Origin of the sequence: Vibrio sp. Vb1018 (assembly GCF_033338775.1) — a bacterium.
Taxonomy (GTDB): Bacteria; Pseudomonadota; Gammaproteobacteria; order Enterobacterales; family Vibrionaceae; genus Vibrio; species Vibrio alginolyticus.
The window spans coordinates 45,384-58,757 of the sequence record NZ_JAWOTI010000014.1; the positions used below are offsets into that span (position 1 = coordinate 45,384).

The 13,374-nt window shown below is 45.9% G+C and carries 10 protein-coding genes; 9 read left to right on the forward strand and 1 reads right to left on the reverse strand.

Annotation, left to right across the window (positions count from 1 at the left end; translation table 11 throughout):
- Nucleotides 1–8 precede the first annotated feature (8 nt).
- The 5 genes from rnc (at nt 9) to acpS (ending at nt 3,610) form a co-directional block, all read left to right on the forward strand.
- The gene (gene rnc, locus R7Z10_RS15275; RefSeq protein WP_005380932.1) at nt 9–686 is read left to right on the forward strand and encodes a ribonuclease III; all 678 of its coding nucleotides are present in this window, start codon (nt 9–11) and stop codon (nt 684–686) included.
- The gene (gene era / locus R7Z10_RS15280) at nt 679–1,641 is read left to right on the forward strand and encodes a GTPase Era (protein WP_005380931.1); all 963 of its coding nucleotides are present in this window, start codon (nt 679–681) and stop codon (nt 1,639–1,641) included. Before rnc ends, era begins: the two co-directional genes overlap by 8 nt.
- A 115-nt stretch (nt 1,642–1,756) precedes the next feature.
- Complete coding sequence (gene recO, locus R7Z10_RS15285; protein ID WP_005384578.1) at nt 1,757–2,488, forward strand: DNA repair protein RecO; 732 nt, start codon at nt 1,757–1,759, stop codon at nt 2,486–2,488.
- Nucleotides 2,485–3,219, forward strand: a complete 735-nt coding sequence (gene pdxJ / locus R7Z10_RS15290) for a pyridoxine 5'-phosphate synthase (RefSeq protein ID WP_053304135.1) — start codon at nt 2,485–2,487, stop codon at nt 3,217–3,219. The genes recO and pdxJ overlap by 4 nt, the downstream gene beginning before the upstream one ends.
- Nucleotides 3,220–3,229: 10 nt before the next feature.
- Nucleotides 3,230–3,610 carry a holo-ACP synthase gene (acpS, locus tag R7Z10_RS15295; protein WP_012841407.1) on the forward strand — a complete coding sequence of 127 codons (381 nt, stop codon included), beginning with the start codon at nt 3,230–3,232 and terminating at the stop codon, nt 3,608–3,610.
- A 69-nt stretch (nt 3,611–3,679) separates the two neighbouring features.
- Here the strand turns inward: acpS and barA are convergent, their stop codons facing one another.
- On the reverse strand, nt 3,680–6,478 hold the full coding sequence (gene barA / locus R7Z10_RS15300) for a two-component sensor histidine kinase BarA (protein WP_213961250.1): 2,799 nt from the start codon (nt 6,476–6,478) through the stop codon (nt 3,680–3,682).
- A gap of 192 nt (nt 6,479–6,670) precedes the next feature.
- Here barA and rlmD point away from each other — a divergent pair, with 192 nt between their 5' ends.
- The 4 genes from rlmD (at nt 6,671) to R7Z10_RS15320 (ending at nt 13,332) form a co-directional block, all read left to right on the forward strand.
- Nucleotides 6,671–7,990 (forward strand): 23S rRNA (uracil(1939)-C(5))-methyltransferase RlmD, encoded by a 1,320-nt coding sequence (gene rlmD / locus R7Z10_RS15305; RefSeq protein WP_186584657.1) that lies wholly within the window; start codon nt 6,671–6,673, stop codon nt 7,988–7,990.
- 123 nt (nt 7,991–8,113) lie between these two features.
- On the forward strand, nt 8,114–10,333 hold the full coding sequence (gene relA, locus R7Z10_RS15310) for a GTP diphosphokinase (RefSeq protein ID WP_005393896.1): 2,220 nt from the start codon (nt 8,114–8,116) through the stop codon (nt 10,331–10,333).
- Between the two features lie 349 nt (nt 10,334–10,682).
- Complete coding sequence (gene mazG, locus R7Z10_RS15315) at nt 10,683–11,486, forward strand: nucleoside triphosphate pyrophosphohydrolase (protein WP_005383780.1); 804 nt, start codon at nt 10,683–10,685, stop codon at nt 11,484–11,486.
- Nucleotides 11,487–11,691: 205 nt separating this feature from the next.
- Nucleotides 11,692–13,332, forward strand: coding sequence for a CTP synthase (locus tag R7Z10_RS15320; protein ID WP_021034029.1), 1,641 nt, complete (start codon nt 11,692–11,694; stop codon nt 13,330–13,332).
- Nucleotides 13,333–13,374: the final 42 nt, after the last annotated feature.

Sequence of the window (13,374 nt, forward strand, 5' to 3'; positions counted from 1 at the left end):
GAGAGAGTATGAATTCTCCAATTGATAAACTAGAGAGAAAGCTCGGCTACCAGTTTCAAGATGCCGGGCTTATCAATTTGGCGCTGACGCACCGCAGCGCCAACAGTAAGCACAATGAACGTCTTGAGTTTCTGGGCGATTCAATTTTAAGTTTTGTCATCGCTGATGATCTGTACCATCGTTTCCCAAAAGTGAACGAAGGTGACATGAGCCGCATGCGTGCTACTTTGGTTCGCGGACATACATTGGCGGAACTGGGTCGTGAATTCGATCTAGGAGATTATTTAAAATTAGGTCCAGGTGAATTGAAGAGTGGCGGTTTTCGCCGAGACTCTATTTTAGCCGATGCGGTTGAAGCCATTATTGGCGCAATTTACCTAGACAGTGATCTTGAAGTTGTGCGAGGCATTGTACTGAGTTGGTATCAGTCACGCCTTGAAGCCATTAAACCAGGCGTTTCACAGAAAGATCCGAAAACTCGCCTACAAGAGTTCCTACAAGGCAGAAGAAAACCGCTGCCTGTCTACACAGTGACTAATATTAAAGGTGAAGCGCACAACCAAGAGTTCACGGTTGAGTGTGAAGTAGCAGGTGTGGATAAGCCTGTAATCGGTAAAGGCACCAGCCGCCGCAAGGCAGAACAAGCGGCTGCTGAAACAGCACTTGAGCAATTAACAAATGGCTGATAACGAATTCGATATCGATGCGTTTTTCGCATCACAGGGTGAGCCAAGCTCGCCAGAAAACCAACACTGTGGCTTTATTGCTATTGTTGGTCGTCCAAACGTAGGTAAGTCGACACTTTTGAACAAGATTTTGGGTCAGAAGATTTCGATCACCTCTCGTAAGCCGCAAACGACACGCCACCGTATTATGGGTGTGGATACGGACGGCGATTACCAAGCGATTTACGTCGACACGCCTGGACTTCACATTGAAGAAAAGCGTGCGATCAACCGTTTGATGAACCGTGCAGCTAACTCGTCATTGAGTGATGTAAACCTTGTGTTCTTCTTAGTCGATGGTACGCATTGGACTAAAGATGATGAGATGGTGCTGACCAAACTTCAAAAATCGAACTTCCCAGTTGTGCTTTGTGTAAACAAAGTCGACAACGTACAAGATCGTAACGACGTGATGCTACACATGGCGGAGATGTCTAAGAAGATGGACTTCGTGGATGTTGTGCCAATCTCTGCCAAGCAAGGTAAGAACATTGACGTACTGCGTAAGCACGTGCGTAATCACTTACCTAAAGCAACGCATCACTTCCCAGAAGAATACGTGACTGACCGTTCTCAGCGTTTTATGGCGTCTGAGATTGTGCGTGAAAAGCTGATGCGCTTTACTGGTGAAGAGCTGCCATACTCAGTAACGGTTGAGATTGAACGTTTTGATTACAACCCAGAAACCGACGGTTTCCACATCAATGCCTTGATTCTTGTTGAGCGTAATGGCCAGAAGAAAATGGTGATTGGCAAAGGCGGCGAGAAGATTAAAACCATTGGTCGCGAAGCGCGTTTAGATATGGAAGAATTGTTCGGTCGTAAGGTTTACCTAGAAACTTGGGTAAAAGTGAAATCTGGCTGGGCAGACGACGAACGAGCGTTGCGATCGTTGGGTTATATAGACGATTTATAATCTTGGCTGCGAAGGTGCTTCGCTCCAACATCGATGAAAAATCAGTATCGATTAAAATAAGGAGCCGCTTGGCTCCTTATTTTTTATTTCACACTTTTTAGGCACAATGACTTAGATGAGTAATCTGTCTTCCGAAGGTTTACAGCGCTGTTTTGTATTGCACCGACGCCCTTACAGTGAATCGAGCTTAATCCTTGATGTATTTAGTGAGGAATATGGCCGAATGACTTTAATGGCCAAAGGCGCGCGCAGTAAGCGTTCGAACTTAAAAGGCGCATTGCAACCTTTTACCCCGCTATTACTTAAATGGTCGGGGAAAGGCTCAATGAAAACTTTGCGTCAAGCCGAGCCGATAAGTCTAGGTTTGCCGTTAACGGGCATTAATCTCTACTCAGCCATGTACGTCAATGAACTGATTGGCCGTATTTTGATGGCTGAAGTGCCGATGCCAGCACTATTTCATGATTATTTGCATGCGTTAACCGAGTTGGCGCACAACGAGAACCCTGAGCCTGCACTGCGTCGTTTTGAGTTAGCCTTGCTGTCTGCGATGGGGTATGGCGTGGATTTTTTGCATTGTGCAGGTACCGGCGAGCCCGTCGATCCAGAAATGACCTATCGTTACCGGGAACAGAAAGGGTTTATTGCTTCGGTTAGGCGCGATAACCTCACGTTTTTAGGGAATGAACTGATTGCTATCAGTGAGCGGCGGTTCGTCACTAAAGAGCAGCTAAAAGCGGCAAAACGCTTTACACGTATAGCCTTAAAGCCGTATCTTGGCGGCAAACCTTTAAAAAGTCGTGAATTTTTCATTCAGACCCCCAGAGCACGGAGTAACGGAAAATGAGCTCAATTTATTTAGGCGTCAATATCGACCATATTGCCACTCTACGTAATGCACGTGGTACAAAATACCCAGATCCTGTTCACGCTGCTGAAATTGCTGAGCGTGCAGGCGCGGACGGTATCACTATCCACTTACGTGAAGACCGTCGCCATATTTTGGATCGTGATGTACGTATTCTGCGTGAAACCATTCAAACGCGTATGAATCTAGAGATGGCAGTGACTGACGAAATGGTTGATATTGCGCTGCAAACTAAACCAGAGTTTGTGTGTTTAGTGCCTGAAAAGCGTGAAGAACTGACGACGGAAGGTGGCTTAGATGTAGTAGGGCAGCTAGAAAAAATTAAAGCTGCGACGAAAAAGCTGACAGATGCAGGCATTAAAGTTTCGCTATTTATTGATGCTGACCGTCAACAGATTGAAGCTGCGAAAAAGTGTGGCGCTCCGTTTATTGAGCTACATACTGGCCACTATGCAGATGCGACGACAGAAGACGAACAGCAAGCTGAACTGAAGAAGATTGCCGCTGGTGCGAGTTATGCACATGATCTAGGTATTATTGTTAATGCCGGGCATGGCCTGACTTATCACAATGTCGCACCAATTGCTGCATTACCAGAAATTTACGAACTCAACATTGGTCACTCAATCATTGGTCGCGCAGTATTTGATGGTTTAAATAAAGCGGTTGCTGACATGAAAGCACTGATGATTGAGGCTCGCCAGTCATAGGGCTATCTAGATGGCGATTATAGGGTTAGGGACCGACATTGCAGAAATTGAGCGTATTGAAAAAGCGTTAGCTCGTAGTGGTGAACCTTTTGCTCAGCGGATTCTTTCAGAAGAAGAAATGGCCAAATTCTCACAGCTTAAGCTGCAAGGCCGTTATCTTGCTAAGCGCTTTGCAGTCAAAGAAGCGGCCTCAAAAGCATTGGGAACAGGGATAGCAAAAGGGGTCACGTTTCACGATTTTTCCATCTCGAACGATGCGCTTGGAAAACCAGTGCTCGCATTGACGGGCACAGCCAAGCAAATAGCGGATGCGATGGGCGTTAACCACATTCACCTGTCCATTTCCGATGAGCGTCATTACGCTGTGGCGACGGTTATTTTTGAATCCTAGTTTGTAAGTCTTAAACAAAATACTAAAAAGCCAGAGCATTTGCTCTGGCTTTTGTTTCTCTTCAATAGATCACTGTTCAAGGTATAACTTTGCGGTTGTTGTTACTTTAATCATTTCATCTTGCAGCTCGAACATTTCAGGCTCAACTTCCTCAAGACTGACCCCTGAGCGCAGTGCTTGCTCAAGCGTCGCACAGAGTGACTTCAGTCTTGGAACGCCACAATATGAACTACTGCCGTGCAGCTTATGGATGACATGAATTAGGTCATCACGGGAGATATCTTCTTGCTCCAGAGCTTGGTCAACGACTGCTTCTACTTCAGGGATGAACTCAATCAACATGCGCAGCATGTCTTTAGCGAGATCCTCTTTATTCGCGCTCTGTTTTAAGGCTGCTTGCCAATCAATAATCACATCCTGCTGAGGCGAAGAAACGGATTGTGGTGCGCTTCCTTCAGGTTCATCAACGTATGAAGGGGCGACTTTGCCAATGCTCTCTGTACAAGCATTTGGGTTCCAGTGAACCAAAACCTGTTGTAGCACATGCTCTTCAATAGGTTTGGTCAAATAGTCATCCATTCCTGCCGAGAGCAAGCGGTCTCGTTCCCCTGCCATGGCATGCGCCGTTACCGCAATCACTGGCGTGTCTTTATTTAGCTCCAACTCTTTAATGTACTTACAAGCGGTCACCCCATCCATTTGTGGCATTTGAATATCCATGAAGATTAAATCGTACTTTTTCTCTGTCGCCAGGTTCACCGCTTGCTGGCCATTGCTACAGGCGGTGACGGTTTCTACTCGTTCGCGGAGCAGTGCAGAGATCAGCTTCAAGTTTGCAGGGTTGTCATCCACTGCTAGTACAGTGAGAGGTAAACGGTCCCCTTCGCTTGGCGTAATTGGAGCGCTTAATACAGGTGGCGATTCTACATGTTCGCTAATCAGGCTTTGTAGCAACTTACGGCGAGACAATGGCTTCGTCAGGCACTGGACGTGATGCTCTGTCATTATTTGGTCCGCAAGCGCTAATTCGGTACTCGGTGTCCCTAGGAGAACACTCGGAGCCATACGTTTCGCTTGTTCTATCCAAGGTGTAATAACTTCCGCATCGTGAGTCTGGTTGGCCGCTAAATTCAACAATACATAATCATATTGTTCTTCGTTGTTTGGTAGCGAAGAGCGGTAGGTTACTAAAATACCCTCCTGACTAAGAATCTGTTGGGTTACGGATGCGGCTTGCATGTTTGGTTCAATCAGCAGTAACTGCTTCCCAGTCAGAAGTTCCACTTCAATCAGTTCGCTCATTGGCATCTCGGTTGAGTGCAAGCGCACCGTAAACCAGAAGGTTGAACCTTGGTGTAGACGGCTGGTTAAACTGATTTCGCCGCCCATCTGGCTCACCAGTTTCTGAGTGATGACCAGACCAAGGCCAGTACCGCCGTAACGACGTGAAATACTTGCATCTGCTTGGCTAAAGGCTTGGAACAACTGCGCTTGCTGACGCTCAGAGATACCAATACCTGTATCACGCACCATGAATTGCAGTTCGACGGAGTCTCCTGATTGAGAGCGCATTTCTACGCTAACATCAATGTTGCCTCGCTCGGTAAATTTGATTGAGTTACCGACTAAGTTCGTCAAAATTTGCTGGATACGTAGTGGATCCCCAACTAAACCTGGTGGAATTTTAGGGTCCACTTTTAGGGTAATTTCTAACCCTTTCTCATGTGCACTTGTGGCTTGTAGGTTAATTACCTCTTCTAAACTTTCTCGGAAATCAAAAGGAATGTTTTCCAGCGCCAGCTTACCCGCTTCAAGTTTCGAGAAGTCGAGAATGTCATTGATGATATTCAGCAAGTTGTTCGCCGATTTCTCAATCGTCTGTAGGTAATCCGTTTGGCTGTTAGAAAGCTGCGTTTTAAGCATTTGACGAGTAAAGCCAATCACCCCATTGAGCGGAGTACGCAGCTCGTGCGACATGTTCGCCAAGAACTCTGACTTAACCCTGGCCGCTTCTTGCGCGCGTTTCTTCGCGATATCCAGCTCAACGTTCTGAATTTCTAGCTGCTCAAGCGTTTCACGTAAGTCGGACGTGGCTTGGTCTATACTGTGCTGCATCTCCACGTGATATTCTGATAACGATACCGCCATGGCGTTGATGCCATTTTTTAGCTGGTCTAACTCCCCGTGCATTTTGCCTTCGATACGCACATCCAGATGACCGCGGCGAATGCGGTCAACGACATTCTTCATGTGGGTGATAGGTTGGGTCACATCGTGCATTAGACGTGAAGCAAACACACTTGCTAAGCCAAGACCGAGAACCAGAACTAAAAACGCAGAGAAGACTTCTTGATACTGTTGCAGCCTCAAGGAGGAGAGATCTAACTCGACGGCGATGTAACCAATCGCTTTTGTGCCTTGGCTTTCGTTCGACAACTCCGCTAAGTAGTGACCTTCTGACAAAATGGGGACACGCAATATCAGTGAGTTTTCGTAGATTTCCGAATTACCCAGTTGCGGGATCGGTTTATCTTTGGGAAACATCAAGGCTTCAAAATTAGGATGAAAGTTAGAGGTTACAAAGAGCTCATGATGTTCATCAAATACCGCGATACTACGAACCAGTTTGGAGTTTTTACGGTGCGCGTAGCTTATCAAGCGACGTACCGCCTCTCGGCTTTCTGATAGTAGATGAGTTTCACTGGCAATCGCCAGCGGCTCAATAATGCTGTTACCAGTGGTGATAACTTGTTTCTCAAGGTCTTGGTAGCGGTTAAATGAGAAAAAGCCGCTCAGTAATAAACCAATAATGAGAGTGGGAGCGAGAGTTAGTGTAATTACACGTGCTCGTAAGCCATATCTGGTCATGTTATCTAATTACATCGGAGTCTGGATATGGGAAAATAACGCATTATTTCTCAAGCGCACGATAAAGCCTTGAGCAAAGAAGTGACGTCACCGAATAAACGGTAAGCATAATCAAGTCACTCGAATCACACAACGGCTGCAATCAAGAATAGTGAAGCCGAAGAGCAATTACACATAAATCAGGCATAGAGCATGGCACGCATCTTTCAACCGAAAAAGAAAACCCAACTCAATACTCGGCACCAAGCAGTGCAAGTAGAGCGTTTAGATCACCACGGCGCAGGCATTGCTTACCTCAAAAAGAAGCCATTGTTTATTGATGGAGCACTGCCGGGTGAGGAGGTGGTCACTCAATTGGTGGAAGAAAAGAGCAAATACGCTCGCGGTAAGTTGATTAAAATCCTTAAGCCGAGTGAAGCTCGTGTGGAGCCATTTTGCCCACATTATAATGAGTGCGGTGGCTGTGATTTGCAGCATCTAGATTATGACCAACAATTGACGTACAAACAGCAAACGTTGCGTCAGCTAATGCGAAAATTTTCAGGCAGTGACATTGAACTAGATGCCCCGTTATTGGGATATTCGCAGGCCTACCGTCGCCGTGCGAGAGTGAGCTTGTTTGTTGATAAAAAAACACGTCAGCTACATTTTGGTTTCCGTAAAAAGCAGAGTAAGCAAATTGCGCAAGTGACCGATTGCCCAGTGCTGGCACCGGAACTGAATGTTTTGCTGCCAGAGATTTACTCAGCCCTAAAAGCGTTCAAAAAGCCGGAACAATTGGGTCATGTAGAGCTGGTACTTGGTGATAATGGTCCGTGTATTACGCTGCGCCACTTGAGCGCTCTGACAACGAGTGAAACTCAATCTCTAACGGAGTTGGCAAAACGTCATGGCGCATCGTTGTACTTAATGCCATCGACAGAACAATTAGACCTTATCGAAGGCGATATGCCTTTTTATCAAGAAGTTGGAGTGAAAATCCCTTTTGCACCAAATAACTTTATTCAAGTAAACCAAGGTGTAAACCAACAAATGGTCAAACAAGCGGTTGAGTGGTTAGACCCACAAAAGAGTGACCGAGTGTTAGATTTGTTCTGTGGTTTAGGCAACTTTAGTTTACCAGTTGCGAAATTAGCTAAGTACGTGGTTGGAGTAGAGGGTGTTGCAGAGATGGTAGAAAAAGCCACAAACAATGCATCTTTGAACCAAATCAATAACGCGCAATTTTATCACGCTAACCTTGAGCAAGATTTTGAAGGCCAAGCCTGGGCCGCAGAGCGGTTTGATAAAGTATTATTAGACCCGGCACGCGCGGGAGCGAGTGGGATCATCGATCAAGTTTCTGAGCTTGGCGCACAGCGTGTAGTTTATGTTTCTTGTAATCCTGCTACCCTTGCTAGGGATAGTCAAAGCTTGATAGAGCAAGGCTATAAATTAACTAAATTAGGTATGCTGGACATGTTCCCTCATACCAGTCATCTAGAATCGATGGCATTGTTTGAAAAGTCCTAACTTTAGGACTTTGACCCCTTATTTGTGGTGGGTGGTCATAAAGCCAGCGTGTACGCGCGGTAAAAAGAACTAACCTGGACGGTGTTAGTCAAACCACACGAATATAATAATTAGGATGATGAGATGGTTGCGGTAAGAAGCGCGCATTTAAACCAAGATGAACAGTTTGAACTCGAAAACTGGGTGGCTAGCCTAGGACAAGAGAAAAACACAGCCTCACGCTTAATCGAAGTATATCGAGATTGCCAGACGGTATTAGCTGATAACGAGCAAGCGGAGCTGTTGTTGTGGCGTGGACGAGAAATGATCGAAATTTTGATCACCTTGTCTATGGATCAAGCCACTTTAGTGGCTGCTCAACTGTTTCCTTTGGTTTCAAGTGGTGCTTTTAACAGAGAAATTCTGGAAGAGAAATACAGCAAAGAAATCATAAAATTAATCGACGGCGTTGAAGAAATGGCTGCTATTGGCCAACTCAACGTCAACATGGAAGGCAGTGCAGCGTCATCTCAGGTAGATAACGTACGCCGTATGCTGCTTGCCATGGTGGATGACTTCCGCTGCGTAGTTATCAAGCTCGCGGAACGAATTTGTAATCTTATTGAAGTTAAAAAAGCGCCAGATGAAGTTCGACGTGCGGCGGCAAAAGAGTGTGCCAACATCTATGCGCCGCTAGCAAACCGATTAGGCATCGGTCAGCTGAAATGGGAAATTGAAGATTACGCTTTCCGCTACCAACAACCGGAAACTTACAAACAAATTGCCAAACAGCTTTCTGAGCGACGCATTGTTCGTGAACAGTACATCAAAGACTTTGTTGAAGACCTCACGCACGAAATGGAAGTGTCGGGCATCAATGCGGAAGTGAGTGGTCGACCTAAGCACATCTACAGCATTTGGCGAAAAATGCAGAAAAAGAGTTTGGCCTTTGATGAGCTGTTTGATGTGCGAGCAGTGCGTATCATCGCAGACAAACTGCAAGATTGTTATGCGGCTTTAGGCGTAGTTCACACCAAATACAAGCACCTACCGAGCGAGTTTGATGACTACGTTGCTAACCCTAAACCAAACGGTTATCAATCGATCCATACAGTAATTCTAGGGCCAGAAGGCAAAACCATCGAGATCCAGATTCGTACCAAGCAAATGCATGAAGAGTCGGAACTGGGGGTTGCAGCGCACTGGAAATATAAAGAAGGGGCAAGCAGCCGAAGCGGTTATGATGAGAAAATCACGTGGCTGCGTAAGCTATTGGATTGGCAAGAAGAAATGTCTGACTCTGGCGAAATGCTCGATGAGCTGCGTAGCCAAGTCTTTGATGACCGTGTTTATGCCTTTACACCACGTGGTGATGTTGTCGATTTGCCAATGGGGGCAACGCCGCTAGATTTTGCCTATCACATTCACTCCGAAGTGGGACACCGTTGTATCGGTGCCAAAGTCGGAGGTCGTATTGTGCCGTTCACGCATAAATTACATATGGGTGACCAAGTCGAGATTATCACTCAGAAAGAACCTAACCCATCACGTGACTGGTTAAACCCATCATTAGGCTTCGTTCATTCTGGTCGTGCGCGTGCCAAAATTAACGCCTGGTTCCGAAAACAAAGCCGTGAGAAGAACCTCGAAGCAGGTCGTGAAATCCTTGAGCATGAGTTAGCCAAAATTGGCGCAACGTTAAAAGATGCAGAGCATTACGCCCTCAAGCGGTTTAACGTCAAAACACCAGATGAATTGTATGTTGGTGTAGGTAGCGGTGATTTGCGCATCAACCAAATCATTAACCATATTAACGCGTTAGTTAACAAGCCAACGGCAGAGGAAGAAGACCAGCAAGCACTGGAAAAACTGCAAGAAGCTGAGCATAAATCACCCGCGCAAAGCCGACCGAAAAAAGACGCAGTTGTAGTAGAAGGCGTCGATAACCTAATGACACATCTAGCACGTTGCTGTCAGCCAATTCCAGGTGATGATATCTGTGGTTACATCACGCAAGGTCGCGGCATTTCAGTACACCGTAGTGACTGTGAACAGTTAGAAGAACTGCGCCATCATGCGCCAGAGCGTATCATTGATACTGTCTGGGGCAGCGGCTTCGTCGGGTCATACATCCTCACCGTCCGTGTTGAAGCGATGGAGCGAGGTGGTCTACTCAAAGACATTACGACACTGTTCGCCAACGAAAAGATCAAAGTGACCAGTATGAAGAACCGAGTCGATTACAGACGTCAACTTGCCATCATGGACTTTGACCTAGAAGTCACCAATATTGAGGTGCTTTCGCGGGTTTCGAAACGTGTGGAACAGATCAAGGATGTCATGACGGTGAAACGCCTCGGCTAAAACTCTCGTCATAGTTATCGTTGTAGCGTTGTTGACTGCACGCACTCGCTCCATCACATGGTGAACCATGCTCAGGAGTCTCGTTTGTTTGTCGCCTAGCTACAACTTCAACTATTTACAGAGTTACACTTGCGTCATATTTGGCTTTTTATCTGCGTTAGCTGCACTTATTCCGACGTGCCGGCTCAGGGGCATCACATAGTAGGCTATGCTCAGGAGTCGCGAAAACTTGTTGCCTTGTCAAAGTAACAATTACTTAGTGAAAGCTGCTGAGAAAATATAATGTAGAAGGTGAGTGGTTTTGGCTGCTCACCTTTTTCTTTAATAGAAAGGTTTAAAGGAACAAAAAATGAGTCATCCAATTGAACAATTAGAACAAATCATGGCGAAGTTGCGTGACCCAGAAAACGGTTGCCCTTGGGACTTAAAACAAACCTTTGACACCATCGTTCCGCATACAATAGAAGAAACCTACGAGGTGGTGGACGCGATTCAAAATCGAGATTGGCCCAATCTAAAAGAAGAGCTAGGGGATTTGTTGTTTCAGGTGATTTTTTACAGTCAGCTAGCGAAAGAGCAAGAGCTGTTCGACTTTTCGGATGTCGTCGAAACCGTGAACGAAAAACTGACTCGTCGCCACCCGCATGTTTTTTCAGATGTTGAGTTTGAATCTGACGAGGAAATTAACGCGAACTGGGAAGCGGAAAAAGCAAAAGAAAAAGCCCTAGTAGGCAAAGCGGAAGAAAGTATCCTAGACTCAATACCAAACTCTTTGCCGGCACTTTCTCGTGCTACAAAAATTCAGAAAAAATGTGCAAAATTTGGGTTTGATTGGGATTCACTTGGCCCGGTTGTCGATAAAGTACGAGAAGAAATTGACGAAGTCATGGAAGAGGCACTGCAAGTTCAGCCCGATGAAGAGAAAGTTGAGTTGGAGCTCGGTGATTTGCTATTTGCGACTGTCAATTTGGCTCGCCACCTTGATAAAAACCCAGAAGTCGCACTAGGAAAAGCAAACGTAAAGTTTGCGCGACGTTTTAAACAAGTTGAAGGCAAGGTCCAGCAGTCAGGCAAAGTACTTACAGATTGTTCTTTATCAGAACTTGACCATTTTTGGGATGAAGTAAAACAAGAAGAATCGAGGCAGAGGTAAACTGGCAGAATACATAATATAAGGTCAGCTTGTTTGGTTACACGAAAACGGACTTTGGTTTGTCTTTGCTCACTTTGATTTGAAGCAAAAAATAAAAAATTACGGTGTGATAGATTTCACGTTGTGGCGGTAAGGAGCTTCTGGTATATTTATCTCCCGTCCAGAAGCACTCCATTTCCCTCATTCAACCAATTTCAGGTTAAACATGACGACAAATTACATTTTTGTTACTGGCGGGGTTGTATCCTCTCTAGGTAAAGGTATTGCAGCAGCATCTCTTGCGGCTATTCTAGAAGCTCGTGGTCTTAAAGTGACTATGATGAAGCTTGACCCTTACATCAACGTTGACCCGGGCACAATGAGCCCTACTCAGCACGGTGAAGTGTTCGTTACAGAAGATGGCGCAGAGACTGACCTTGACCTTGGTCACTACGAGCGTTTCATCCGTACCAAGATGACCAAGCGTAACAACTTCACTGCAGGTCGTGTTTATGCCGACGTACTTCGTAAAGAACGTCGTGGTGACTACCTAGGCGCAACTATTCAAGTTATCCCTCATATCACTAACGCAATCAAAGATCGCGTTATTGCAGGTTCTGAAGGCCATGATGTGGCTATCGTTGAAGTTGGCGGTACTGTTGGTGATATCGAATCACTACCATTTATGGAAGCGATTCGTCAGCTAGCTGTTGAGCTAGGCCGTGAGCGCGCAATGTTCATGCACCTAACACTTGTTCCTTACCTAGCGGCAGCGGGCGAAGTGAAAACTAAGCCGACGCAACACTCTGTAAAAGAACTTCTATCTATCGGTATTCAGCCAGACATCCTAGTTTGCCGTAGCGATCGCGTTATTCCTGCGAATGAGCGTAAAAAAATCGCACTGTTCTGTAATGTTCCAGAAAAAGCAGTAATTTCAATGAAGGATGTAGACTCTATCTACAAGATCCCTCAGTTGATTAAATCTCAAGGTCTAGATGACCTTGTGTGTGCTCGCTTTGGTATTACTGCTCCTGAAGCAGACCTTTCTGAATGGGAACAGGTTATCTACGAAGAAGCAAATCCTACTGGTGAAGTAACCATCGGTATGGTTGGTAAATACATTGAATTACCAGATGCATACAAATCTGTGAACGAAGCGCTTAAACACGCTGGCTTGAAAAACCGCCTAAGCGTCACAATTAAGTATGTAGACTCACAAGATATCGAAACAAAAGGCGTTGAACTTCTAGAAGGTTTGGACGCAATCCTAGTACCAGGTGGCTTCGGCGATCGTGGTATTGAAGGCAAGATCCGTGCGGCTCAATATGCACGTGAAAATAACGTGCCTTACCTAGGTATTTGTTTGGGTATGCAAGTTGCACTAATCGAATACGCGCGTAACGTTGCGGGTATGGAAGGTGCACATTCAACAGAATTTAACAAAGAGACGAAGTACCCTGTGGTAGGTTTGATCACAGAGTGGGTAGACGAATCAGGTAGCGTAGAAGAGCGTACTGAAAAGTCTGACCTAGGCGGTACGATGCGTCTTGGTTCACAGCTATGTCACCTAGAGAAAGGGACTAAAGCTCGTGAACTGTACGGTAGCGCGACGATCCATGAACGTCACCGTCACCGTTACGAAGTGAATAACGTGCTTCGTCCGCAAATCGAAAAAGCAGGCCTAAAAGTATCAGGTCTATCTGCGGACAAGAAGTTAGTGGAAATGATTGAGAACCCAGCTCACCCATGGTTTGTAGCGGCTCAGTTCCACCCAGAATTCACCTCGACTCCTCGCGATGGACATCCATTGTTTGCAGGTTTTGTTAAGGCTGCGGGCCAAAACGCACGCGGCGAATTCGAGAAGTAAAAGGATACGGGCGGCGGCGAAGGTTGTGCTGCTGCCCTTTAA

Excerpts from the sequence above, each read along its gene's own strand:
- recO (WP_005384578.1), top strand. The coding sequence starts at position 1,757 with ATGAGTAATCTGTCTTCCGAAGGTTTACAGCGCTGTTTTGTATTGCAC.
- relA (WP_005393896.1), top strand. The coding sequence starts at position 8,114 with ATGGTTGCGGTAAGAAGCGCGCATTTAAACCAAGATGAACAGTTTGAA.
- R7Z10_RS15320 (WP_021034029.1), top strand. The coding sequence starts at position 11,692 with ATGACGACAAATTACATTTTTGTTACTGGCGGGGTTGTATCCTCTCTA.
- mazG (WP_005383780.1), top strand. The coding sequence starts at position 10,683 with ATGAGTCATCCAATTGAACAATTAGAACAAATCATGGCGAAGTTGCGT.
- acpS (WP_012841407.1), top strand. The coding sequence starts at position 3,230 with ATGGCGATTATAGGGTTAGGGACCGACATTGCAGAAATTGAGCGTATT.
- era (WP_005380931.1), top strand. The coding sequence starts at position 679 with ATGGCTGATAACGAATTCGATATCGATGCGTTTTTCGCATCACAGGGT.
- rlmD (WP_186584657.1), top strand. The coding sequence starts at position 6,671 with ATGGCACGCATCTTTCAACCGAAAAAGAAAACCCAACTCAATACTCGG.
- barA (WP_213961250.1), bottom strand. The coding sequence starts at position 6,478 with ATGACCAGATATGGCTTACGAGCACGTGTAATTACACTAACTCTCGCT.
- pdxJ (WP_053304135.1), top strand. The coding sequence starts at position 2,485 with ATGAGCTCAATTTATTTAGGCGTCAATATCGACCATATTGCCACTCTA.
- rnc (WP_005380932.1), top strand. The coding sequence starts at position 9 with ATGAATTCTCCAATTGATAAACTAGAGAGAAAGCTCGGCTACCAGTTT.